Below are 24,646 nucleotides of genomic sequence, written 5' to 3'. Positions count from 1 at the left end.
ACATGCAGAATATGAGAATCAATAATTTCCTAAAAGCAAAAAAGTACAGGATTAAAATAAAGAAAGGAAAAAATCTTGTAATAAAAGGAGAATAAAAGAACTAAAGCAGTGTAACAAGCACATAAAAAAGAGCCTATTACACAAACTAAAGAGGAAATTATCTAGCTTACATTTTCATAACGGCAGGAGTTGGGTACATAATGAAAGGAAAGTTAACGCTTTTGGCAGTACTTTTATTGCCTTGGCTGTCTATAGTAAAAGTTGATAAATTTGTTTTTAAACGATACCTACCTGTTTTAACGTTTAGTTCATTGGTTATTGCTTTTATCAGTGAGTTATCTAAAAGCTTTACTTGGTGGAAAGTAAGAAAACCTCTTTTTCCTAAACTTGCAAGCGATATATCTTTTATCTTTGGACCATTTTTTGTAGCTAATTTTTGGGTGTTCAAGCTGACCTATGGAAGTTTCAAAAAATATTTGCTGATTAACGTTCTATTTGATTATCTATTTGCTTATCCTTTGACGAGTCTGGCAGAAAAACTAAAGGTATACAAAATGGTCAACATGACGCGTTTTCAACTTTTTGTCATCTCGATTGCGACTGCTCTTATTAATTATTTTTATCAGCATTTTATAGAAGATGTATTAAGGCAGAGAAGGCAATAGCTGATATTTCGTTAACCAGCTCATCGCCACTTAAATTTCGGCACTGTCTGCTTTAAATCATATTAACGGCCTCCTAAACTTGGTACATAAATAATTAAACGAGATAATAAAGGAAAAGAGAAACATGAGAGAAGATAGACTTCTTTCATGTTTCTCTACTTTGTCATGCACATAACCTTTATCTGTACACCGTCATCGGCAAATACGTTAAAGATTGACCGGTAGCTGAAGCTGTTAAATTCGATTCTAATTCAAAATCTTCAAATGGTTCGATATGAGAAAAGGCCTCTAAAAAGGCTTCTAATATGATTGTCATTTCAAGTCGAGCAAGAGGGGCGCCCAAGCAAAAATGAGGTCCGTTCCCAAACGTTAAGTGTTTTTTATTAGTTTGGCGATGAATGTCTACAGAAAAAGGGTTTTTAAACATATTCTCATCCATATTACATGCGCTCATCCACGCAATAACAACATCTCCTTTTTTTAGCTTAACGCCTAATAAATCGTTATCTTGTTTAACCGCCCGATCTCGTCTGGAGATGTGAAACCTATATCGAAGCATTTCTTCTACTGCTTTTGGAGCTAATTCTCTATTGTTTCTCAGCTCGCTGTATAACGACTCGTCGTCATATAAAAAAGAATAAAACATATTTGCAATGGCGTGACTTGTGGTTTCAACTCCTGCACCTAAAAGCAGCATGGTAGCGTGTACAATTTCTTCATCTGTGAATGTTTCACCATCAACTTCGGCTTGAATTAAGTCTGAGATAATATCATCAGAAAGGTTGGAGCGCTTTTCAATGACAATCGGGTAGAGGTATTGAAAATATTCAGCTCCTGCACGCTGCTTTTCTTGTTCAATCTCTTCTAATCTTTCTTGGTCATAAGGCTGAAACAGAATATCTACCCATTTTTTGAACTGATATCGGTCTTTTACCGGTACGCCGAATAGATCTGCTATAACTAAACTAGGAAAAGGAGAAGATAAATCGTCAACAATATTAATAGTTGAATTCTTTTGTATCGCTTCTACAAGGTCTGCTGCAATTTGTTTGATTCGCGGTTCCCAGTTCTTTAAACTGCGAGGAGTAAAGGCTGCAGCAAGCAAAGATCGCGCTTTCCGGTGGTCAGGAGGATCTAAGTTTGTAAGATTGGTAATTGGAGATGTGCTTTTTTTCTTACTATTATCTCCAACAAAAATAGTGGTTCTTTGCCCATCACTTGAAAAAAATTCGTAGTTGCTCAAGACTTGTTTAACATGGTCGTATTGGAATACATTCCATGTGTTTGTTTCTTCATGAAAATAAACAGGGTAGTTGTTCAGCATTTCTTTATACCAGTGGATAGGGAAAAACTCTTCTGCACGTGATTGGAATTTTGGGATTTCTGTAACGGGAATGACTTCTTTGTTCATATGATCTTATTCCTCCTTCAGAATAGGTATAAATTTGGAATCTACTAGCTACATAGCGCTTAGTAGTTGTTACTTGCTAGATATAAATAATTACTTTGTTGAATAAATGTATAAAAATGTACTAATAGTATATAATTATTTTTAGTTGTTTATCAAGGAAAAAGGATAAAATTCACGTAGGAAAAGGCAGATAAGTTATACTAAATAAAAAGTAAATTGTAAACAGAGGAGTAGCAGCAATGAATCAAAAACAGCTCGATATTTTAGGGCATACGCACCAGCTTTTTATGGAAAAAGGATACGTAGACACTTCGGTACAAGATATATTAGAAAGAAGCGGTATTTCAAAAGGAACATTTTATAAATATTTTTCATCTAAAAGCGAACTACTTCTCTCATTACTTTCGTCTTTGCAAGAATCACTTATTCTACAAAGAGAAAAAGTAGCTATTGAATATAAAGGAGATAACCAGAAGGTATTTGAAGAACAGATAATTTTTATGCTGAACTTTGCAGAACAAAACAAAATTCCTGAAATGATTGAAAGTACACTCGTTTTAAATGAAGTCAAAACATTTCAATATATAGAGGAGTTAAAAGCAGCAACATTCAACTGGATATATGAACGCTTTCAGGAGATTTTCCCGTCTAAGACTTCTCCTTATTTATTTGATGGAGCCGTGCTGTTAGAAGGAATGCTTAACAATATATTTAAAATGAATAAAGCACTAAACTATCCATTGCCTATCGAACAAATCGTCACTTATTGTATGAAGCGTACAGAGGAAATCGTAATCAAAGTAGCAGAACAAAAAGAACAGTTATTTAATCCTTCCGTTTACTCTGCGGTATTTAATGAGAAAACAGAAAGTCATTTTTCGACTGAGCTTACGCGCGTAACCGCGAAGTTAAAACGGGTGATTGAAAATAAACTAACAAATGAAGAGGAACAAAAGAAGAGTCTGGAATTTGTGACGTTTATATCTGATGAATTACTGCAAAATGATACGGAGCCTCGCACATTTATTATTCAGAGTTCTCTTTTATCGCTAGAGAAAATCAATACTCTCGCACAGACCAAAGAGTTACAGGAATATAAAGAAGTCATAACTACTCTGACAAGACATGCTTCATAATTTGAAAAGCAGGTAAATTAACCCAAAAGGCAAGACTCTCCGTAGTTTAGAAAAGAGCAGGTTGCCAATAACATATAAACAGCCAGTTGCCGTTATGATAGGTGACTGGCTGCATGGGATGGAAAAGGTGGCGGAGACAGACATAACACTCTTATTAGAAGAGGGTAATTCTTTCCCTTTTATAGAAAATCAATTAATCGAAAATAGCTGCTTCATTCTTAAGATCAAACGTGATATAGTTTGCTAACCTTTGCGTTCACTTAACTAACTTATAGGGGTAACACTTAAAAAAGAATCAATAACGATAGAAACCGCTCCTAAAGCAGGTGCATTTTTCCCTAACGAAGAAGGCAATAGTTCACATTTATTGTCTAAATGAGAATGGACTCTAGAAGAAACTTCGTTTTTAATCGTATTTAAAACAATGGGATGAGATTCAATTATATGATTTCTCAAGATAACAGCTTCTACATCAAATGTATTAAGAATATTGGTTAATCCAATTCCGATATAAAAGCCAAAGTTTTGAAGTGCATTTAACATTTCTACATCATTTTTATTTGCGCGTTCCACAATCTCTTTTCGAGAAATATTCTTTTCTTCTTTAGAGAGCGAAGCCAGTAACGCTTTTTCAGAAGCATATAATTCCCAACAGCCCCGATTTCCACAGCTACATTTGGGGCCATTAAAATCTATCGTCATATGACCCATTTCCCCAGAAAAACCCTGAACACCTTTATACAATTCGTTATTAATAACAAGTCCAGTTCCAATTCCGACATTAATACTGATGTAAACGATGTTTTCATAGTTTTTTGTCATACCAAATACTTTTTCACCGTATGCTCCTGCATTAGCTTCATTTTCAACAAAAACCGGAACATTAAACTCACTCTCAATTAAAAACTGCAAATCTTTGATATTCCAATTTAAGTTAGGCATAAAAATAATTTGCTGATGACGATCTACAAGACCTGGAACACAAATCCCTATTCCCACTAGACCATAAGGGGACTCAGGCATATGGGTTACAAAACCATGGATAAGTGCAAATAAAATCTCTTTTACTTCACTAGCAGAAGAACTAGACAAGTCAGAAGTCTTCTCAAGAATAATATTTCCTTCTAAGTCGGTTAGAATTCCGTTAAGATAGTCGACTCCTATATCGATACCGATCGAGTAGCCTGCATTCTTATTAAAAACAAGCATTACAGGTCTTCTGCCGCCTCTGGATTGCCCTGCCCCAATTTCAAAAATAAAATCTTTTTCAAGCAGTGTATTTACTTGAGAGGAGACAGTAGACTTGTTTAATCCTGTAATCTCAGAGAGAGTTGCCCTGGAGATAGGGGAGTTCTTTAAAATTTCATCTAATATTAATTTTTGATTCATTTTTTTTACTAAAGCTTGATCTGCAATTTGAATAATAACCACTCCTTTGTTTATCTATCGAACTAAGTTGGTGTTTTTTGAAGCTTGAATTAGATATTTAAAAGTATCATATCTAATATTATAACTAAATTTTCTAAAAAAAACATTGAAATAAACATTTATTTTGTATATGATGAAATAAAGTTAGTTTATTGGGTAAACAAACTAACCGAATTAAGATAGTGAATGGATAAGCTTGTTCACTTAAATCAAAGGGGGAAATGACAAATGGTCCAAACTAGTACTAATAAAATTAATTATTTTGAAAGCGCAAACAAAGTTTTATACGAAGGTAAAGATTCTAAAAATCCTTTAGCTTTTAAATACTATAATCCTGAAGAAGTAGTAGGCGGTAAAACAATGAAAGATCAGCTGCGTTTTTCTATTGCTTACTGGCACACGTTTACGGCAGATGGTACGGATCCTTTTGGCGCAGCTACTATGCAAAGATCTTGGGATAGATATGATGGAATGGATTTAGCAAAAGCTAGAGTTGAGGCAGCTTTTCAACTTTTTGAAACATTAAATGTTCCATTCTTTGCATTTCATGATCGAGACATTGCTCCTGAGGGCAGTACGTTGCAAGAAACAAATAAAAATCTTGATGTTATCGTCACTATGATCAAAGAATATATGCAAACAAGTAACGTAAAGCTATTATGGAACACAGCGAATATGTTTACAAATCCCCGGTTCGTTCATGGTGCAGCTACTTCTTGTAATGCAGATGTATTTGCTTATGCGGCGGCTCAAGTAAAAAAGGGGCTTGAAACAGCAAAAGAACTAGGCGCAGAAAATTATGTATTCTGGGGCGGCCGTGAGGGATATGAAACACTGCTTAACACAAATTTACAGTTAGAGTTAGATAACTTAGCTAGATTTATGCATATGGCTGTAGATTACGCAACCGAAATTGGATATACGGGGCAGTTTTTAATTGAACCTAAACCTAAAGAGCCTACGACACATCAGTATGATACCGATGCAGCAACAACTATTTCATTTTTAAGACAATACGGATTAGATAAATACTTCAAACTTAATCTAGAAGCTAACCACGCAACGTTAGCTGGGCATACATTTGAACACGAATTACGAGTAGCTAGAGTACAAGGCTTCTTAGGATCGGTGGATGCAAACCAAGGTGACCCTCTTTTAGGTTGGGATACAGATGAATTCCCAACGGATTTATATTCTACAACACTAGCAATGTATGAAATCCTGCAAAATGGAGGGCTGGGAAGCGGAGGATTAAACTTTGATGCCAAAGTACGCAGAGGTTCTTTTGAACAAGACGATTTACTCTATGCTCATGTAGCAGGAATGGATGCGTTTGCTCGAGGATTGAAAGTAGCACATAAATTAGTAGAAGATCGTGTTTTCGAAAACGTTATCAACGAGCGCTACAGCAGCTTTAAAGAGGGAATTGGGCTTGAGATTGTGGAAGGAAAAGCGAACTTCCATACACTGGAGCAGTACGCGTTTAAAAATCCGAATATTGTGAATAAATCAGGAAGACAAGAACGATTAAAGGCCATTTTAAATCAATATATTTTGGAAGTTTAAAGGACAAACGAGAGTAGAAACAATTCTACTCTCGTTTATAAACGCGGAGGTATCAAGATGAAATATGTAATTGGAATTGATCTAGGAACAAGTGCGGTAAAAACGGTTTTAGTTGATACAAAAGGCGAGATTTGCGCTGTGGTTTCTAAAAATTATCCTCTCCTTCATGAAAAAACAGGGTATAGCGAACAGAATCCTGAAGAATGGGTGCAGCAGACGGCTAGTGCTTTAAATGAATTAATTGCTAACGCCAATATAAAACCCGAAGATATAGAAGGAATTAGTTATTCTGGACAGATGCATGGCCTTGTGCTGCTGGATGAAAACTATAACCTATTACGTAACGCCATTTTGTGGAATGACACAAGAACAACAGAACAATGTCATCATCTCTATAAAGTGATTGGAGAAAAACGTCTTTTAGAAATAACAAAAAACCAGGCTTTAGAAGGATTTACTCTTCCTAAGTTATTGTGGGTAAAAGAGTATGAACCGGATATATTTGAAAAAACAGCTGTATTTATGCTGCCCAAAGACTATTTGCGTTTTAAGATGACCGGCTTTATTCATAGTGAATATTCAGATGCTGCCGGTACATTATTATTAAACATCAGCAAGAAAAAATGGGATAGTGAGCTTTGCCAATTAGTAGGAGTCAATATTAACCTTTGTCCGCCACTAGTCGAATCTAGTGAATGCATAGGCAATATTAGTGAATTATTCTCTCAAAAAACGGGGTTAGCTACTTCAACAAAAGTATTTGCAGGTGGAGCTGATAATGCTTGCGGAGCAATTGGCGCCGGCATTTTATCGCCAGGGGAAACACTATGTAGCATTGGGACATCGGGTGTTGTTCTTTCTTATGAGGAACGAAGCGATAGAGACTTTAATGGAAAAGTCCATTATTTTAATCATGGAAAAGAAAATGCCTTTTATACGATGGGTGTTACGCTATCTGCGGGTCACAGTTTAAGCTGGTTTAAGGAAAATTTCGCAGAAAACGACACGTTTGAAGAATTGTTGGCTGACCTAAAAAATGTACCAATCGGATCAAACGGCCTTTTATTTACCCCTTACTTAGTTGGGGAACGTACACCGCATGCAGATGCTACGATTCGGGGAAGTTTTATAGGAATGGACGCTTCTCATAAAAAGAGAGACTTTACGCGAGCAGTTATTGAAGGTATTACGTTTTCATTAAGTGAATCAATGGAAATCTTTCGAGAAAGCGGAAAGGAAATTACGTCTATTGTATCAATTGGGGGAGGAGCAAAAAATGATCATTGGCTTCAAATTCAAGCAGACGTTTTTAATGCAAAAATCGTAAAGTTGTCTACTGAACAAGGCCCAGCGTTAGGAGCAGCCATGCTAGCAGCTTATGGCTGTGGCTGGTATAACTCATTGGAAGAGTGTGCAAACGTATTTATCACCTCGTCGAAAACATATTATCCTAACGTAGAACATGTACAAGTCTATAAACAGCTTTATGAATTATATAAAGAAGTCTACCTTCAAACAAACGACTTAAGTAAAAAGCTAGGCGAATTTAAAAGGAAGTAATAAGTTGCAAAATATGCAACCTTACTTTAAAAAGGAGCTTCATATGAAAGTAGCTTGTATCAATTAATTATGGTTGTATATCGATATACCTGACACAAAAGGAAGTATAGAAAATGCTGTAGTAAGATTTGATTCACTAGAAAAATACGTACATTGGAGGGGAGGATAAGAGCAGTTAGTCGAATAGACGACGAAAATTTCTTTTGTGTTCCAAAAATTTGAAAACGCATTCAAATAAATGCGAACTCAGTTAGAAATAGAACTTCTACTGTTACTCTTAACTAACTGCTTTTAACAACGCATGAAACAAAATCGAAACTCATTATATATTTTTTCTATTACTTTAGTTGCCGCTATCGGAGGGTTACTGTTTGGATATGATACAGCTGTAATATCTGGAGCTGAAGAATCATTAAAGGTGTATCTTATTGACAGCTTAGGGTTAGGATCTTTAGCACACGGTGTTACTGTATCAAGTGCTTTAATAGGATGTATTATTGGAGGATTGGTATCTGGTTATTTTGCGACGAAACTAGGACGCAAACAATCACTTATACTAGCAGCTATTCTTTTTATAGTCTCAGCGTTGGGCGCTTCTTACCCTGAGTTTTTATTTTTCACAAAAGGGGAACCGACACTCTCTTTGTTACTAGCTTTTAACTTCTACCGCATTATAGGTGGGATTGGTGTTGGCTTAGCATCAGCCATTTGTCCCATCTATATAGGAGAAATTGCACCGGCAGATATTCGCGGCAGATTGGTATCATTCAATCAATTTATGATTATTTTTGGAATGTTAGTCGTTTACTTCGTGAATTGGGGTATTGCAAATGGGGAAACCTTAGAATGGATTAATGATGTAGGTTGGAGATACATGTTTGCTTCAGGAGCTATTCCAGCTTTACTCTTTGCATCACTCTTGTTTTTAGTTCCTGAAACGCCTCGCTACTTAGCTATACAGAATCAAGATCAAAAAGCTTTAGCCATACTAACTAAAATTAATGGATCTTCAGAAGCAAAATCAATTTTAGAAGATATTAAACAAACAATTTCTACCAATGTTTCGTCTGGAAAATTATTGGCATATGGAAAATTAGTTATCGTTGTAGGTATACTGCTTTCTGTATTTCAACAGTTTGTAGGAATCAATGTAGCTCTATATTATGCTCCGCGTATTTTTGAAAGCATGGGAGCAGCTAAAGGTTCTTCTATGCTGCAAACCATTATTATGGGATTAGTAAACGTTATTTTTACAGTAATTGCAATTTTGACGGTTGATCGTTTGGGAAGAAAACCTTTATTAATAACAGGATCTATCGGAATGGCCATTGGAATGTTCGGTGTAGCAAGCATGGCTTTTTCAAACATCATTGGTATAGGGACGCTTGTATTTATCATTATTTATACAGCTTCCTTTATGATGTCATGGGGACCAATTTGTTGGGTGCTCATTTCAGAGATTTTTCCTAATAAAATTAGAGGTCGTGCTGTAGCTATTGCCGTAGCTGCTCAGTGGGCGGCTAACTATTTTATTTCCTCTACATATCCCGTGATGATGGAATATAGCGGAGGATTAACATATGGTTTTTACGGTTTAATGAGTGTACTTTCTGCTTTATTTGTCTGGAAATTTGTTCCTGAAACGAAAGGTAGAACTCTCGAACAAATGGAAAATATGTGGAGAAAAAAACAAGGGGCTTCAAAGAGTAAGAAGGCCATATAACCATTGAGCTTTTACTTAGAGAAAAGATGAATATAAAACTTTCAAAAACACCTAAACTATCTTTAGGTGTTTTTAATATGTAATCTTTATGAAGAAAGTGGATAGCTTTTTTAAAAGATATTGCTATAGTGATAAGTCTCTTTGAAAATAGAAATATAGTTTTCTTTATGAGGAGTGTTTCATCGTAAATATAAATAACGGTGCAATGAATTTACAAAAAATCTGGGGGCATCCACTATATACGGAATATCCTAAAGAATTAAAGTAGATCACGCTTCATGGGTTCCCACGTATCAAAATCAGAAAATGATTGATTGGATGTTTCAGCAGGTCAAATAAGCAAATCAGTAAATGTTAAAGCTCAATACTTCATCTAATACTTACGAAAAGCTCTTTCGGTTAATAAGAACTGGAAGAGCTTTTTGCTTTTATCAGAATCTACGCGCTAAGAGCAAGGTATTTCACACCACATTTAACCAAATATGTGACGAAATTATGGTAAAGCCATTTAAACTAGATAAAAATCGCTTCAAGTGTGATAAATATCACACCCTTTAACAACGCAACATGATAATTTTTTAGGAGTAAGCAATATGTCATGACAAACTTCAATATGTTAGGAGGTTTTTAGCCTTTTGATCTGTTGAGATGCTTCTCTAATATGAACGTTTATATACCATTATTATGTACAGAGATTTAGAGGAAGGGAGCCTGAACTTAGGTGAGAAAGCAAAAATCAATGCATATTAGCAAGTTAATCATTCTCTCCGTATTCATCACAATTTTTTTAGCAGGCTGTGATAGTCGTTATTTGATTTTAAACCCGCAGGGGGCGGTGGCTCAAAAAGAATACCAGTTAATTATTTTTTCGATAATTTTATGCACAATTGTTGTTATTCCTGTTTTAGGTCTGCTTGTGTATATCGTTTTACGCTACCGTGATAAGCCTGGAAACAAGGCTCCGTATCGGCCAGACTGGGACGATAGCAAGCGTCTTGAATTTATTTGGTGGGGCATCCCCATTATTATTATTGGTATTTTAGGTTTCGCTACGGCCAGAACAACGTATGACTTAGTAGATCCGCCGCAAAAAGATGTAAAGCCGCTAACGATTGAAGTAACGTCTCTTGACTGGAAATGGTTATTTCAATATCCGGATCAAGATATTGCGACAGTGAACTATGTCAACATTCCAAAAGATGTGCCCGTTCAATTCGTGCTAACGTCAGATGCACCTATGAATTCTTTTTGGGTACCGGAGCTGGGAGGACAATTATATACCATGCCGGGAATGGCAATGGGGCTTTGGCTGCAAGCTGATCACAAGGGAGAATATTTTGGTTCGGGTGCGAATTTTACGGGTGAAGGATTCGCTCATATGAATTTTAAAGTTAAATCTACATCGACAAAAGAATTTAAGCAGTGGGTAAAGCAAGTGAAAGAAACATCACCAGCTTTAACAAAAGCTGATTATAACAGTCTTGCCAAACAAGGTCTTTCTCTAGAAAAATCGTATTCTACCATTCCTAAAGGCTTATTTCAAGAAATTGTAATTAAAAACGGTGGTCAATATTATAGTCAGCATCACCATATGAAAAATGAAGACATGAAGACTATGAATGTGGCTTCTGAAGAACAAGTACATGCACAGCACGAGCACCAGGAAGGAGGAAACTAAGTTGTTAGACAAATTAAAAGATTTTTCATCTCATTTTTTTGTGACAGGAGAACCGATGATTTATGGAGCAGATGTTGCCATTTTGTTAACACTAGCCGGTATTATTTTTGTTCTTACGTATCTTAAAAAGTGGAAGTGGCTATGGCATGAGTGGCTTACAACGGTCGATCATAAAAAAATTGGAATTATGTATATGCTTTCTTCATTATTAATGCTGTTTCGAGGCGGAGTAGATGCACTATTAATGCGTATTCAACTAGCATTCCCTCAGTGGCATTTTCTAGATTCTAATCATTACAACGAAATTTTTACTACGCACGGAACTATTATGATTCTATTTATGGCAATGCCGCTTATGTTTGCGTTCTTTAACATTGTTGTGCCGCTTCAAATTGGAGCAAGAGATGTCGCCTATCCTTTTTTAAACGCGGTAAGCTTTTGGCTATTTTTCTTTGGCGCCATGCTTTTTAATTTGTCGTTTGTAATCGGCGGCTCGCCAGATGCAGGATGGTTGAGTTATCCGCCGCTTTCTGGCATGCAGTTCAGTCCTGGACCAGGTCAAGATTTTTATATTTGGGGTATTCAAATATCAGGTATTGGCAGCTTGGCTTCTGGAATTAATTTTATTATGACTATTTTAAAAATGCGTGCACCGGGCATGAAACTTATGCATATGCCCCTATTCACGTGGTCCGTTCTAGCAAGCTGTATTATTATCATTTTCGCGTTTCCTGTATTAACCGTAACGCTTGCTTTATTGTTTATTGACCGCTTCTTTGACGGACACTTATTTACTATGACCGGCGGAGGAAATCCGATGATGTACATTAACTTAATTTGGATGTGGGGACATCCTGAAGTGTATATCGTTGTACTTCCTGCATTCGGCATTTTTTCTGAAATCGTTGCAACGTTTTCTCAAAAGAAGATATTTGGCTATAAGTCTATGGTTTTTTCAATGATGATTATTAGCGTTCTATCGTATTTCACATGGGTACATCATTTCTTTACGATGGGTGCAGGTGCTAATGTGAATGTGTTTTTTGCTATTACGACGATGGCTATCGGAATTCCAACGGGTGTTAAAGTGTTCAACTGGTTATTTACGATGTTCCGCGGCCGTATTCAAATGACGCAGCCAATGCTATGGACAATTGCTTTTATCCCGTGCTTTGTTGTGGGAGGAGCAACGGGTGTTATGCTTTCAGCAGCTCCTGCGGACTATCAGTATCATAATAGCTACTTTTTAGTTGCACACTTTCACCAAGTGTTAATCGGAGGCGTTGTATTCGGCTTTTTTGCAGGTTTGTACTATTGGTGGCCAAAAATGTTTGGCTTTAAATTAAATGACCGTCTTGGTAAATGGGCGTTTTGGACGTGGAATATTGGTTTTTATGTATGCTTCATGCCTCAATACGCATTAGGGTTTATGGGAATGACGCGCCGTATTTATACGTATGACTTTGACATGGGATGGGGACCGCTGAACGTTATCTCTACAGTCGGAGCTTTCTTTATGGGCATAGGGTTTATCTTTCAAGCATGGCAGATTCTTCATGGCATTAAGTACGGAGAACGAGATGTAACGGGGGATCCTTGGAATGGACGTACATTAGAATGGTCCATCCCTTCACCGCCGCCGCACTACAATTTTGCAGTGATTCCAACAGTAGCGGGGCAAGATGCGTGGTGGACAACAAAAGAAGAAAGAAAAAAGAAAAAAGCGAAGGAAACAGCTGCTTTCTCTCCGATTCATATGCCTAAGAATTCAGGTATTCCATTTATCATGTCGGTTTTCTGGTTCATTGCTGGTTTTGGCTTAACGTTCCACTGGGTGTGGGTGGCGATATTCGGTTTGACAGGAGTCGGAGCTTGTTTACTAGCTCGTTCTTTTCAATACAACTCGGACTATTATATTCCGGTGGATGAAATTCGGCATACAGAAGATTCAGTAGGGAGGGTTGGCTGACATGGCTTATGCGACAGCGCACCACGAAGAACATCATGATGAACATGATGAAGGAATCAAAGTTATGGGTTTTTGGCTTTTCCTCGTAACGGACTGCATCTTATTTGGAGCATTATTTGCTACGTATGCCGTTCTTGTTAATCATACTGCGGGAGGCCTTACAGGAAAGGAATTTTTTGAAGTTCCAGGATTTGTTTCTGAAACGTTTATCTTATTAACGAGCAGCTTTACAAGCGGATTAGCTGTGCTGAGCATGCACAAGGGAAAAATAAAGCCTTTAATTGGCTGGCTAATCGTAACTCTGCTTTTAGGTATGTGCTTTGTTGGCCTTGAAATTCATGAATTTCAAACAATGGTTCACGAAGGAGCCACCATTTCTACGAGCGCATTTTTTACAGCTTTCTATACGCTAGTTAGTACGCACGGGCTGCATGTTTCTGTCGGCATCATTTGGATGATTTCAATTACAATCCAATTAAAACGATACGGAATTACCTCTGTAACAAAGCGAAAAGTGACGATTATCAGCTTATACTGGCATTTTCTTGATGCTGTCTGGATCTTCCTTTACACGGTTGTGTATTTAATGGGGGTGATGTAGATGGAGAACCATGGGTCATTAAAAGCTTATACACTAGGATTTATTTTCTCAATTATTTTAACCGTTATTCCTTTGATGCTGGTATTAAACCATGTATTTTCTAAAAATATATTACTAGCTAGCATTCTAGGAATGGCCGTGCTTCAATTTTTCATTCAACTGTTTTTCTTCATGCATATTAAAGACGGAGAGAAGCCTCGTTATAATGTGATGGCTTTAATACTTGGAATCGTCTTTGTTATTACGATTGTAGCAGGATCGATTTGGATAATGACTTTTAACTCTCAAGTTCAATAAAAATGGAGCCGTGCACTCCACACGGCTCTATTTTTATTAATTTCTATATATTGTGATAAAAATCACATACTTTCGTTTGCGCAAGAAGTAAAATAAAAGTGTAGCAAGGAAAGTTCTTTATAAACGAAAGACAAAGGAGAGATTATGATGAATATGGCTTATCGTAACATCCTCGTAGCAGTAGACGGTTCTGTAGAAGCAGAGTGGGCATTCAAAAAAGCAGTTAACAGTGCGAAAAAAAATAACGCTCATTTAATAGTTTGTCACGTTATCGACATACAGGCGTTAAGTCCATCACCTTATGCATTCTATACGGATACACGCTTTCAAGATGCAGAGAAATTTGCTGAAGAACTTTTGAGCAATTATCGTAACCTAGCCATCAAAGCGGGAGTAACAAGAGTTGAGACACTAATTGAACACGGCTCTCCTAAAACAAAAATATCTAAAAAAATCGCACCAGACAAGCACGTTGATTTAATTGTATGCGGGGCAACCGGGTTAAACGCCGTAGAGCGCATCTTAATCGGAAGTGTATCTCAGCATATTTTACGCTATGCCAAATGTGATGTGTTAATCGTTCGCACTCCTAAAGAGGCTGAAGAAGAAACAAAGCCTTTACAAGTGGAACTAACAGAGTAGCGGGCACAGACGAGAAATAAAGCTTATTGTGCATAGCAAAATACAAAGCTCTCACCATTTACTTAAAGAGGAGGGATAAATGTATTTTAGTTGAAAGAAGATCCGAACGAGGAATCGAGATTCTTAATAAAGAATTCGACTCGTTCGGATTTTTTTATTGTGATGGTGAACGTAGATTTCATGTATGCAGCTGTTTCTAGCTGTTGATTGAAGGAGAAAGGCAATGAAAGAAAAGCGAGGCGCTAATGGAGCACATCAAACATGTTTATTAAAGAAGAAGACGGGAAGAACAAGTACATAGAAAACTTTTCCTTAGCTGGTTAAAGGTTCATTTATAAAGGAGTGACGAATATGTCAAAGCTAAATAATCCATTAACTCAATATTTTCATGAAGACTATCCAAAACAGTATCAAGAACCACCTGGTGTACAAAAAGAAATGAACGTCATCCCGGACTGCGGGGAAAACAGTTACATAGGTGCAGGTAAATTAAAAGGCAGAAAAGCTCTTGTGACGGGCGGAGATTCAGGTATTGGCCGGGCAGCAGCGATCGCTTACGCAAGAGAAGGTGCAGACGTTGCGCTTAATTACTTGCCACAAGAGCAAGCAGATGCAGAAGAAGTACAAAAGCTTATTGAAGCAGAAGGAAGAAAAGCCGTTCTCATACCTGGTGATGTAGGCGAAGAATCTTTTTGCAAAGAGCTAGTAGAAAAAGCTTATAAAGAATTAGATGGTCTAGATGTTCTAGCGCTCGTAGCTGGCAAACAGCAGGCAGTAGAAGATATTGCTGATTTAGAAACGGACCAACTGCGCAAAACCTTTGAAGTAAATGTATTCTCTTTATATTGGACCGTAAAAGCAGCGCTGCCTTACTTACCGGCAGGTGCTTCTATTATTACAACAAGTTCTGTACAAGGCTATAGCCCAAGTCCTAATTTATTAGACTATGCAGCTACAAAGTTTGCCATTAACGGATTCACTCGCGGACTAGCAAAGCAATTAGCTCCAAAAGGTATTCGCGTCAACTCCGTTGCTCCAGGACCTATCTGGACGCCGCTGCAAATTTCTGGAGGGCAGCCAAGCGACGCTATTCCAGGCTTTGGACAAGATACGCCTTTGCAGCGTGCTGGTCAGCCGGTAGAATTAGCAAATGTATACGTATTTTTAGCTTCAACGGATGCAAGCTACGTGACGGCTCAAGTTTACGGGATTACAGGCGGAATAGAACTAGCTTAACTTAAAAAAGCCACTTGCAGTTACAAACTGCAAGTGGCTTTTTTGTAGAGTTATTTCTGTTTTACCGTCTTTTACCTTTTAACGTCTGTACACAAATGTAGCTAAGCGTAGCGAATAACGCTGTAATAAACGCCGAGTGAGACAGTGTAGCAAAGACATTTAAACGAGACACGACAACAAAGATACCGCTGAATATTTGAGCAACGGTTAAAGCAACTGCAATGATGGACGCATAGTAAATATCACGGCGAGTTTCTTTATACTGTTTGATAGCAGATACCATAATCCAAATGATAAGAACAAACAGCACAAGAGCAGCAAATCGGTGAGCAAAGTGAATGCCTGTTGTTCCTGATAGCTTTGGAATAAGCGTATTGCCATAACAAGCAGGAAAGCTTGTACATGCTAAGCTTGCACCTTTGTGACGCACATATGCACCTAAATAAATATCGCAATAGGTAAATATAAGCGTAAACCATGCGAGCCATTTAAATTTGCCTGTAACGGCTCCTTTAATAAAATGATCCGAACGGTCCTTTTGAATAACAAATATTGAAAGTAAAAATACACCGGTAAACGCAATAAGCGAAAGACCGAAATGCAGGGCTAGCGCCTCAGCTGACTGAGGCCAGATAACGGCAGAAGCCCCGAGCAATGACTCGATAACGATAAATGCAATACTCATAATCGCTAAAATTTTCACTTCACGGTTTCTGCGATAACGAATCCAAGCCCAAATAGAAAATGCTAAAACAAGAAGACCTGCAAATGCGGTAATCAAACGATGCGTATATTCAATCATTGTTGCTACCGCGTATTCGGGTATTAACTGCCCGTTACACAATGGCCACTCGTTTCCGCATCCTAATCCAGATCCTGTGGTTGTGACCAGACTGCCGGCAATCATTAAAATAAACATAACAATCGTTGTAAATATAGCTGTTATTTTAAATAAATTTCTCATACGTTGACTCCCTTTGCTGAGTTACTAATTATGACTATAGATTTGATGAATACGATAGTCAAGTAGTAGAGCGTAATTAACAAATAACTGTCACAAACTCGCACATGTTTCCCTTAAAATTGATGTCAGAAAAGCTTTCTTCCTTAAACTTTGTAATGGTTTTTTCCTTTTAAACGATGTAAATAGGGTTCCCTACATAAGATATAAAAAAATTATATTAGTGATTTTATACAATTTGCCAAAAAAACTTTAGAGAGAATGGAGATACAATCATATTCCAAAAGTGATAATATAGATATAAATCAAATGATGTTATAAAACCTATCATTTTATGTAAGATATAAAATGATAGGTTTTATTGGAAAGAAACTTTGTTGAAAGGAGAGATAACGATGAGCTTAGAAGCTTTAAATAAAAGAGTAGAAACCGATCTGTCTTACCTTTCCTTCAGGAAACCAACAGAAGCACAGCCAATTACCCCTAAGAGCGGACACGTATACGATGTAATCATTATTGGAGGAGGTCAAAGCGGTTTAGGAACGGCCTTTGGCTTGCTGCGAGAACGCGTGTCGAATATTCTTGTTATTGATGAAAATCGTTCGGGTTTAGAAGGCCCGTGGGAAACGTACGCGCGAATGATTACGCTAAGAACGCCCAAAAACTTAACGTCTGTCGATTTAGGCATGCCTTCACTTACGTTTCAAGCGTGGTGGGAAGCACAATTCGGCTCAGAAGGCTGGGAAGCTCTTGACAAAATCCCAAGAGGAGACTGGATGAATTATTTGCGCTGGTACCGGAATATTCTTAACCTTCCTGTGGCAAATGAAATAAAATTAACGTTAATTGAGCCTGCAGAAACAGGTATCCATCGCTTGCATATTGAGGGGAATGGAGCCGTGTGCCCTACACTGATGGCACGTAAAGTTATACTAGCTACAGGAATTCAAGGAGGAGGAGAATGGCATGTTCCACCTATGATTTCTGAAAAATTGCCGCCTCATCTTTATTCTCACACTTCACAAACCATTGATTTCACTACGTTGAAGAACAAAAAAGTAGCTGTTTTAGGAGGAGGAGCATCCGCGTTTGATAACGCCAACTATGCGCTTTCCGAAGGGGTTGCTGAAGCTCATGTATTTGTTCGACGAAAAGAACTTCCCCGTATTAATCCAATCAGACAAATGGAAGCTTCAGGAATGATTGAACGTTTCCATGCTCTGTCAGATGCTGAAAAATATGAAGTGATGGCTCATTTTTTCGAATACAATCAGCCGCCTACGAATGATACATTTGGACGCGCTTCCTCATGGCCAGGTTTTCATTTGCACGTGCATGCCCCATGGCTCGACGTCGAGGAAAAACACGACAAAGCAGTTGTAACCACTCCTCAGGGAACGTTTACGTTTGACTATTTAATTATTAGCACCGGACTTCTAACAGATCCGGCTCTGCGTCCAGAATTGCAACTTGTTGAAAAACACATCGCCCGCTGGAACGATCATTACAAAGCACCGCATGAAATCGCCAACCCAGTATTGGATGCCCATCCTTACCTTAGTAACGGCTTTGCTTTTTTAAGTCGTAATAGGGAAGGTCAAAAAATGGTATATGGCCTTTTTGCTTTTAATTATTCCGCTTTAATTAGCTGTGGAATTTCTGCATCCGCTCTTTCAGGGCTAAAATATGCGATACCAAAGCTCGTCTCAGAAGTCGCCAATCAGCTTTTTATTGATAACCGCCATGAGAATTTAACCAATTTCTTTGACTATGATGAGCCTGAATTTGTCGGCAGCTGGTCAAAGGACAATAATCAAGTGAAAACAATATAATAAAACTACATTTTTAACAATGAAAAAGGTGAAGCATATGGAGCAGATCTCTAAAAAGAAGATAGCTACTTTGTATACTCAAATTAGCCAAGAAATTTTTAATGTAGGCGTGAATACTCAAAAAATAGATATTATTGATAATAAAATTCTTATACTAGCTCAACCAAAAAGAATGCCGGCATTAGAAGCACTTAGTGAAGAATATAGAGAATTAGTGATGTCTCTTGATGCCGCTTTATCGACTAAATATAAAAAAATGCTAAAGCAAAAAGTGGAGCTTTTATTTGATATCCAGGTCACTTCTTTATTTAGAGACTATGATCCTGTTACAGAGAATTCTTGTACGGTTATTTGCTTTAAATAACTTCGCTATATAAATGGCAAAACGTTCGATGAAATCGTTTGTTGTGCAAAACACTTAAAAAACGGATGCTTATCTTCTGTTTACAGAAGCAAAGAGCCGTGAAGATAGAAGGATTCCCTTCTGTTTTCACGGCTTTTTTTATAGATATTTTCATCAAAAAAGAGAGGGGAAATGGCTAAACACACACTGTTTTATAGAGGAACTGTAAAAGCGAGTTAAAAGAAGATGAATCGAAAATTAAAGGAGTGAAAAGCAAGTGGCGATGAATGAAAAAGTTGAAGCTCAGCATATGGAACTAACAAAAAAATCAGCACCTAAGCCTTCATGGTTGGATAAGCTGTTTCATTTAACCGAACGTAAAACAGATGTAAAAACAGAAATTCTTGCTGGAATTACTACTTTTGTGACGATGAGCTATATTATCTTTGTTAATCCGACGATTTTAGCAGATGCAGGCATTCCAAAAGAAGCGGCAATTGCGGCGACGATTTTTGCCACTGTCTTTGCTACTCTTTTGTTTGCATTATGGGCGAACATGCCTATTGCAGTAGCACCAGGAATGGGGCTGAACGCTTTTTTTACGTATACAGTGGTATTGGGTGAAGGGCTAACGTGGCAAACAGGTTTAGGAGCCGTATTTATTTCAGGCGTTGTATTTTTTATTTTAACCATAACGGGCTTACGCAAGAAGATTATTGAAGGGATACCCGCTATTTTAAAAAGTGCTATTTCTGTTGGAATCGGTCTATTTATTGCTTTTATCGGTTTTAAGCAAGCAGGCATTATTGTAAGCAACAAAGAAAATTTAGTAGCCCTTGGTCAGCTTACAAAACCGGGCCCATTACTTGCTTTATTAGGTTTTATCGCGGTAACTGTATTAACTGCTCGAAAAATTAAAGGAGCGGCCCTGATTAGCATTTTGCTAGTATCAATTGCCGGGATGGTGCTGGGCATAGTAGAAGCACCTAAAAGCATCAGCAGCGTGGTGTCGTTTTCAATGCCGAGCATGTCGGAAACTTTTTTACAAATGGATATTAAATCTGCTCTTCATTACGGTCTTTTCTCTATTATTTTTTCATTTACACTTGTGGAGCTATTTGATAATTTAGGATCGATGATTGGATTATCTAAAAAAGCTGGATTAATGGATGAAAAAGGGGAAATTAAAGGGTTAGATAAAGCGCTTATGGCAGATTCTCTTGCGACTGTAGCCAGTGCTGCTATGGGATCTACCGCAATGAACGCGTATGTAGAAAATGCTGCGGGAATTGCAGAAGGAGGCAAAACGGGCCTTAAAGCACTGGTCGTTGCCATGTTGTTTTTAGTGAGCATTTTATTTACGCCATTAATTAGCATTATTCCTGCTTTTGCTACAGCGCCTATTTTAATTATGGTTGGAGCTCTCATGTTAACGGAAATCAAAAACATTCCTTTAGACGAGATAACAGATGCTGTGCCTGCTTTTTGTACCATTATTTTGATGCCGTTAACGTTTAGTATCGGCGAAGGCTTAGCGCTAGGGTTTTTATCTTATACATTCGTTAAATTGTTAGCTGGCAGGGCAAAGGAAATTCACTGGATTATGTATATCATTAGCGCCGCTTTTATTATCAACTTCGTCTGTGCTGCTTGAGTGCATGTATTTACAGTAAAAAAAGACTCCTCAGCTGAGAAGTCTTTTTTACTGTTCGCGTAGATTTTAATTTTTCTTCTCTTACAGAAATAAAAGATAGCGAAGGAAGATATATAACGTTGAAATTAAAAGAGATACAAGCGTAATTGGAGCTCCAATTTTCAAAAAATCCATAAACGAAAATTTATGTCCTTTTTTTACAGCCATGCCAGCTACAATTACATTGGCAGACGCTCCAATTAGCGTACCGTTCCCTCCCAAACATGCTCCTAGAGCCAGTGACCACCATAGTACACTGATTTGAGCAGAATCAGGGCTCATTCCCATTCCATGAGCCATATCTTGAATAAGTGGAATCATTGTAGCAACGAAAGGAATGTTATCAATAACAGCTGAAGCAATTCCGCTAATCCACAAAATGAGATAAGCTGACAGTGCGATATTGCCGTCTGTAACGTTTAACGCGCCTGCAGCGAGCTTTTTAATGATGCCTACATCGATTAATCCCCCGACAAGAATAAACAAACCAGCAAAGAAAATAATGGTTGTCCATTCAACAGAATCAAACGCGCTTTCTACTTCATCATGAGTTCGTAATCCAATTACCAATAATACAGCTGCACCTGTAATAGCTACCATAGCGGCATCGATATGTAAAACGGAATGCAGAGTAAAACCTAGAATCGTTAAGACTAATACAGTTAACGATTTTTTCATTAAAGCGGAATCTTGAATATAATCTTTTTCGTTTAAACTCATTAGCTCTTGCTTTTTACTATCTTCTACTTTTAACTTTTTACGATAGATAAGAACAAGAATCCCCAGCGTAACAACACCGATAATCAGTACTGCAGGAGTTAAATTTAATAAAAAAGCATTAAAATCAAGGTGAGGGTTCGCTGCCCCAATCATAATATTAGGCGGGTCGCCTATTAAAGTTGCCGTTCCTCCAATATTTGAAAACAGCACTTCTGATATAAGAAATGGAAAAGGATTAATATTCAAAATAGTAGTGATGGAAAATGTAACGGGAACAATTAATAACACGGTTGTTACGTTGTCTAAAAATGCTGATCCGACGCCTGTTAAGATTGATAAAATAACTAGAATTCGAACAGGGTCACCTTTAGCGATTTTAGCAGACTTGATGGCTGCGTATTGAAACACGCCCGTTTTGTTTGTAATGCCGACTAAAATCATCATACCCATAAGAAGGACAATCGTTTCCCACTGAATGTGTTCCATAATGGCCTTATTAAAGTCAACAATACCTAACAAAATCATCAATATAGCGCCTAAAAGAGCTGCCGAAGCGCGATTGATCTTTTCGGTCATAATCAAAAAATATGTAATGATAAATATAATAATGGCTGCGTATACATGAAAACTTGTAATGTGTTGAATTGCATTGTGCATAACAGTAACCTGGCGATATGTCATCTAGACATCACGAAGTGTAGATGACAAAAACTTTGGATGTTTTCCAGGTTTTCACCTCATCTTTCATCGTTTAATTTACATCCAACTTTACGGTAAAACTTCTATAAAGCCCGTTTTGCTTTAACCAACCTCCTTTAGGAGCTTTAGTATTCTTCAAAATGAAGACGATTCCTTCAGCATTATATCATATTTATATAAAAGCTTTCTTGTTGATTATTCAATGTAATTTTCCTCCTGCATACTTATTATGCACCTTAAATTCAGTTTACATAATTGGTTTCCCTAAGATTGGACAAAGTTAGACAAAGTTGGAACAGTGTCCAACTTTGTCTAACTTTATGAGGCCAAATCCAACAATAGATTGCTAGTATAAAGCGATTTTACTATTGGCACGGTACTTGCAATAGTAGTTAAGTGAAGTTTGATAATCAAATGAGGAGGCTTACCATAATGAAAACTGCTCAAAACAAAACAGAAAAGCTTACGAAAGAAAAAGCCAGCTGGATGTATCAGAAAATGGTAGAAATTCGAAAGTTTGAAGATGAAGTACATCAAATTTTTGCAAAAGGTGTACTGCCTGGTTTTGTTCATCTGTATGCAGGTGAAGAAGCGGTAGCGGTTGGAATGTGCGCTCATCTTAATGACAGTGACAGTATTACGAGCACTCATCGCGGACACGGTCATTGTATTGCTAAAGGCGGCGATTTAGATGGAATGATGGCTGAGCTTTTTGGAAAGGTAACCGGGTTAGGCAAAGGAAAAGGCGGATCCATGCATATCGCGGATTTAGATAAAGGAATTTTAGGGGCAAATGGAATTGTAGGAGGAGGCTTTCCGCTTGCATGCGGTTCTGCTTTAACTGCTAAGTATAAAAAGACAAAAGATGTAAGCGTTTGCTTTTTTGGAGACGGAGCGGGTAATGAAGGGACGTTTCATGAAGGAATTAACTTAGCAGCGATTTGGAAACTGCCGGTTGTTTTTGTTGCTGAAAATAATGGCTACGGAGAGGCAACTCCATTTTCTTATGCTTCGAGCTGCAGCGCGATTGCAGATCGTGCCGCATCTTATAACATTCCAGGGGTACGAGTGGATGGAAAAGACGTGATGGCGGTTTATGAAGCAGCTGCAGAAGCTATTCAACGAGCCCGCAGAGGGGAAGGGCCAACATTAATTGAATGTGTAACGTATCGAAATTACGGACATTTTGAAGGCGACGCACAAACGTATAAATCAGGAAATGAAAAGAAAGAACATCTCCAGGAAAAAGATGCGATCGCTCTTTTTGAAAATTACTTGCTTTCAGAACAAGTAGTAACAGAAAAAGAGCTTAGAGATATTGATGGTGATGTAGAAAAAGCAGTAAAACGCGCAGTTGAGTTAGCAGAAACAAGCGATTACCCTGATGCTTCGGAACTATTAACGGATGTTTATGTATCTTATTAATTAAAGGGGGAAAAGAAAATGACTAGAAAATTAAGCATGTCTGAAGCTATTAATGAAGCTATGAAACTAGCGATGCGAAAAGATGAGAATGTGATTCTTTTGGGAGAAGATGTAGCTGGCGGAGCGGAAATTGACCACCTGCAAGATGATGAGGCTTGGGGCGGGGTCCTTGGAGTGACAAAGGGGCTTGTACAAGAATTTGGACGTGAACGAATTCTGGATACGCCTATTTCAGAAGCAGCTTATATAGGAGCGGCAATGGGAGCGGCAGCTACGGGGTTAAGACCGGTTGCAGAATTAATGTTTAATGACTTTATTGGCTGCTGTTTAGATCAAGTGCTGAATCAAGGGGCGAAATTTAGATACATGTTTGGAGGAAAAGCTGAAGTGCCCGTCACGATTCGGACGACTCATGGAGCTGGATTTAGGGCTGCAGCTCAGCATTCTCAGAGCTTGTACGCCTTGTTTACTAGCATTCCTGGCCTTAAAGTAGTCGTACCTTCTAACCCTTACGATGCAAAAGGGTTATTGTTAGCAGCTATTGAAGACAATGATCCCGTTATCTTTTTTGAAGACAAAACATTGTACAACATGAAAGGAGAGGTTCCTGAAGGCTACTATACAATTCCGCTAGGGAAAGCTGACGTGAAACGCGAAGGAACAGATTTAACCATTGTAGCGATTGGAAAACAAGTAAATACTGCACTTACAGCAGCAGATCAATTGTTTCACAAGGGAATTGATGTAGAAGTAGTCGATCCGCGAAGTCTATCACCTTTTGATGAAGAGACCATTCTTTCTTCTGTAGAAAAAACGAATCGATTAATTGTCATTGACGAAGCCAATCCAAGATGCAGCATCGCAACAGATATTGCTGCGCTAGTTGCTGATAAAGGATTTGACATGCTTGATGCACCTATTAAACGAATTACAGCACCACATACACCTGTGCCATTTTCACCTCCATTAGAAGATATTTATCTGCCAACACCACAAAAAGTGATTGAAGTTGTATCGGAGTTACTAGGAGATAAATCGCTTCTAAGTGTGTAATTAAAGAA

At 37.8% G+C, this 24,646-nt stretch carries 20 protein-coding genes; 16 read left to right on the top strand and 4 right to left on the bottom strand.

Translation table 11 applies throughout. From position 1 onward, the window contains the following. The first annotated feature begins 200 nt into the window (after positions 1-200). Entirely contained in the window at positions 201-665 is a 465-nt protein-coding gene (locus AC3WJG_RS20050; RefSeq protein ID WP_060747479.1) for a hypothetical protein, read from the top strand. 178 nt (positions 666-843) lie between these two features. Here AC3WJG_RS20050 and AC3WJG_RS20045 read toward each other — a convergent pair whose 3' ends face one another. Further along, positions 844-2,076 carry a cytochrome P450 gene (locus AC3WJG_RS20045; RefSeq protein WP_337134078.1) on the bottom strand — a complete coding sequence of 411 codons (1,233 nt, stop codon included), beginning with the start codon at positions 2,074-2,076 and terminating at the stop codon, positions 844-846. Between the two features lie 239 nt (positions 2,077-2,315). On the opposite strand from AC3WJG_RS20045, the gene AC3WJG_RS20040 reads away from it, so the two are divergent. Beyond that, entirely contained in the window at positions 2,316-3,212 is an 897-nt protein-coding gene (locus AC3WJG_RS20040) for a TetR/AcrR family transcriptional regulator (RefSeq protein ID WP_060747477.1), read from the top strand. Between the two features lie 264 nt (positions 3,213-3,476). Here AC3WJG_RS20040 and xylR read toward each other — a convergent pair whose 3' ends face one another. After that, a complete protein-coding gene (xylR, locus tag AC3WJG_RS20035) occupies positions 3,477-4,634 on the bottom strand; it encodes a transcriptional repressor XylR (protein WP_028408895.1) in 1,158 nt (385 codons plus the stop codon). Between the two features lie 234 nt (positions 4,635-4,868). On the opposite strand from xylR, the gene xylA reads away from it, so the two are divergent. The 9 genes from xylA (at position 4,869) to AC3WJG_RS19990 (ending at position 15,912) form a co-directional block, all read left to right on the top strand. Then, positions 4,869-6,206 carry a xylose isomerase gene (xylA, locus tag AC3WJG_RS20030; protein ID WP_028408894.1) on the top strand — a complete coding sequence of 446 codons (1,338 nt, stop codon included), beginning with the start codon at positions 4,869-4,871 and terminating at the stop codon, positions 6,204-6,206. Between the two features lie 57 nt (positions 6,207-6,263). Continuing rightward, positions 6,264-7,766 carry a xylulokinase gene (gene xylB / locus AC3WJG_RS20025; RefSeq protein WP_337134077.1) on the top strand — a complete coding sequence of 501 codons (1,503 nt, stop codon included), beginning with the start codon at positions 6,264-6,266 and terminating at the stop codon, positions 7,764-7,766. Positions 7,767-8,067: 301 nt separating this feature from the next. Further along, the gene (gene xylE, locus AC3WJG_RS20020) at positions 8,068-9,489 is read left to right on the top strand and encodes a D-xylose transporter XylE (RefSeq protein ID WP_337134076.1); all 1,422 of its coding nucleotides are present in this window, start codon (positions 8,068-8,070) and stop codon (positions 9,487-9,489) included. Positions 9,490-10,228: 739 nt separating this feature from the next. Continuing rightward, positions 10,229-11,167 carry a ubiquinol oxidase subunit II gene (locus AC3WJG_RS20015; RefSeq protein WP_377585107.1) on the top strand — a complete coding sequence of 313 codons (939 nt, stop codon included), beginning with the start codon at positions 10,229-10,231 and terminating at the stop codon, positions 11,165-11,167. A gap of 1 nt (position 11,168) precedes the next feature. After that, positions 11,169-13,136, top strand: a complete 1,968-nt coding sequence (gene qoxB, locus AC3WJG_RS20010; protein ID WP_492588523.1) for a cytochrome aa3 quinol oxidase subunit I — start codon at positions 11,169-11,171, stop codon at positions 13,134-13,136. 1 nt (position 13,137) lies between these two features. Beyond that, on the top strand, positions 13,138-13,737 hold the full coding sequence (gene cyoC, locus AC3WJG_RS20005) for a cytochrome o ubiquinol oxidase subunit III (protein WP_043981922.1): 600 nt from the start codon (positions 13,138-13,140) through the stop codon (positions 13,735-13,737). Further along, positions 13,738-14,034 carry a cytochrome o ubiquinol oxidase subunit IV gene (gene cyoD, locus AC3WJG_RS20000; protein WP_060747472.1) on the top strand — a complete coding sequence of 99 codons (297 nt, stop codon included), beginning with the start codon at positions 13,738-13,740 and terminating at the stop codon, positions 14,032-14,034. It abuts the gene before it with no gap. Positions 14,035-14,181: 147 nt separating this feature from the next. Continuing rightward, complete coding sequence (locus tag AC3WJG_RS19995; protein ID WP_028408882.1) at positions 14,182-14,676, top strand: universal stress protein; 495 nt, start codon at positions 14,182-14,184, stop codon at positions 14,674-14,676. Positions 14,677-15,027: 351 nt separating this feature from the next. Continuing rightward, a complete protein-coding gene (locus tag AC3WJG_RS19990) occupies positions 15,028-15,912 on the top strand; it encodes an SDR family oxidoreductase (protein ID WP_013056577.1) in 885 nt (294 codons plus the stop codon). A 61-nt stretch (positions 15,913-15,973) separates the two neighbouring features. Here AC3WJG_RS19990 and AC3WJG_RS19985 read toward each other — a convergent pair whose 3' ends face one another. Further along, complete coding sequence (locus AC3WJG_RS19985; protein ID WP_028408880.1) at positions 15,974-16,876, bottom strand: COX15/CtaA family protein; 903 nt, start codon at positions 16,874-16,876, stop codon at positions 15,974-15,976. A 392-nt stretch (positions 16,877-17,268) separates the two neighbouring features. Here AC3WJG_RS19985 and AC3WJG_RS19980 point away from each other — a divergent pair, with 392 nt between their 5' ends. The 3 genes from AC3WJG_RS19980 (at position 17,269) to AC3WJG_RS19970 (ending at position 20,702) form a co-directional block, all read left to right on the top strand. Then, on the top strand, positions 17,269-18,705 hold the full coding sequence (locus AC3WJG_RS19980) for an NAD(P)-binding domain-containing protein (protein WP_217599446.1): 1,437 nt from the start codon (positions 17,269-17,271) through the stop codon (positions 18,703-18,705). 37 nt (positions 18,706-18,742) lie between these two features. Beyond that, positions 18,743-19,069: a Na-translocating system protein MpsC family protein gene (locus AC3WJG_RS19975; protein WP_492588521.1), complete on the top strand. Its 327-nt coding sequence runs from the start codon at positions 18,743-18,745 to the stop codon at positions 19,067-19,069. A gap of 256 nt (positions 19,070-19,325) precedes the next feature. Next, complete coding sequence (locus tag AC3WJG_RS19970) at positions 19,326-20,702, top strand: NCS2 family permease (protein WP_337134072.1); 1,377 nt, start codon at positions 19,326-19,328, stop codon at positions 20,700-20,702. An 81-nt stretch (positions 20,703-20,783) separates the two neighbouring features. Here the strand turns inward: AC3WJG_RS19970 and AC3WJG_RS19965 are convergent, their stop codons facing one another. Next, positions 20,784-22,118 carry an SLC13 family permease gene (locus tag AC3WJG_RS19965; protein ID WP_028408876.1) on the bottom strand — a complete coding sequence of 445 codons (1,335 nt, stop codon included), beginning with the start codon at positions 22,116-22,118 and terminating at the stop codon, positions 20,784-20,786. Positions 22,119-22,592: 474 nt separating this feature from the next. Here AC3WJG_RS19965 and AC3WJG_RS19960 point away from each other — a divergent pair, with 474 nt between their 5' ends. After that, positions 22,593-23,585, top strand: a complete 993-nt coding sequence (locus AC3WJG_RS19960; RefSeq protein WP_136789441.1) for a thiamine pyrophosphate-dependent dehydrogenase E1 component subunit alpha — start codon at positions 22,593-22,595, stop codon at positions 23,583-23,585. Between the two features lie 18 nt (positions 23,586-23,603). Further along, entirely contained in the window at positions 23,604-24,638 is a 1,035-nt protein-coding gene (locus AC3WJG_RS19955; RefSeq protein WP_098249939.1) for an alpha-ketoacid dehydrogenase subunit beta, read from the top strand. Positions 24,639-24,646 lie beyond the last annotated feature (8 nt).

It is taken from the genome of Priestia sp. FW507-14D1A, assembly GCF_058781295.1.
This window is presented reverse-complemented; position numbering and strand designations above follow the sequence as displayed.

Coding starts and splice junctions, on each gene's coding strand:
- AC3WJG_RS20045 (WP_337134078.1), bottom strand. CDS start 2,076: ATGAACAAAGAAGTCATTCCCGTTACAGAAATCCCAAAATTCCAATCA.
- cyoD (WP_060747472.1), top strand. CDS start 13,738: ATGGAGAACCATGGGTCATTAAAAGCTTATACACTAGGATTTATTTTC.
- cyoC (WP_043981922.1), top strand. CDS start 13,138: ATGGCTTATGCGACAGCGCACCACGAAGAACATCATGATGAACATGAT.
- AC3WJG_RS20015 (WP_377585107.1), top strand. CDS start 10,229: ATGCATATTAGCAAGTTAATCATTCTCTCCGTATTCATCACAATTTTT.
- xylE (WP_337134076.1), top strand. CDS start 8,068: ATGAAACAAAATCGAAACTCATTATATATTTTTTCTATTACTTTAGTT.
- AC3WJG_RS19960 (WP_136789441.1), top strand. CDS start 22,593: ATGAAAACTGCTCAAAACAAAACAGAAAAGCTTACGAAAGAAAAAGCC.
- AC3WJG_RS19975 (WP_492588521.1), top strand. CDS start 18,743: ATGGAGCAGATCTCTAAAAAGAAGATAGCTACTTTGTATACTCAAATT.
- AC3WJG_RS19965 (WP_028408876.1), bottom strand. CDS start 22,118: ATGCACAATGCAATTCAACACATTACAAGTTTTCATGTATACGCAGCC.
- AC3WJG_RS19995 (WP_028408882.1), top strand. CDS start 14,182: ATGAATATGGCTTATCGTAACATCCTCGTAGCAGTAGACGGTTCTGTA.
- AC3WJG_RS19985 (WP_028408880.1), bottom strand. CDS start 16,876: ATGAGAAATTTATTTAAAATAACAGCTATATTTACAACGATTGTTATG.
- AC3WJG_RS19955 (WP_098249939.1), top strand. CDS start 23,604: ATGACTAGAAAATTAAGCATGTCTGAAGCTATTAATGAAGCTATGAAA.
- AC3WJG_RS19980 (WP_217599446.1), top strand. CDS start 17,269: ATGAGCTTAGAAGCTTTAAATAAAAGAGTAGAAACCGATCTGTCTTAC.
- AC3WJG_RS19990 (WP_013056577.1), top strand. CDS start 15,028: ATGTCAAAGCTAAATAATCCATTAACTCAATATTTTCATGAAGACTAT.
- xylB (WP_337134077.1), top strand. CDS start 6,264: ATGAAATATGTAATTGGAATTGATCTAGGAACAAGTGCGGTAAAAACG.
- xylA (WP_028408894.1), top strand. CDS start 4,869: ATGGTCCAAACTAGTACTAATAAAATTAATTATTTTGAAAGCGCAAAC.
- AC3WJG_RS20040 (WP_060747477.1), top strand. CDS start 2,316: ATGAATCAAAAACAGCTCGATATTTTAGGGCATACGCACCAGCTTTTT.
- AC3WJG_RS20050 (WP_060747479.1), top strand. CDS start 201: ATGAAAGGAAAGTTAACGCTTTTGGCAGTACTTTTATTGCCTTGGCTG.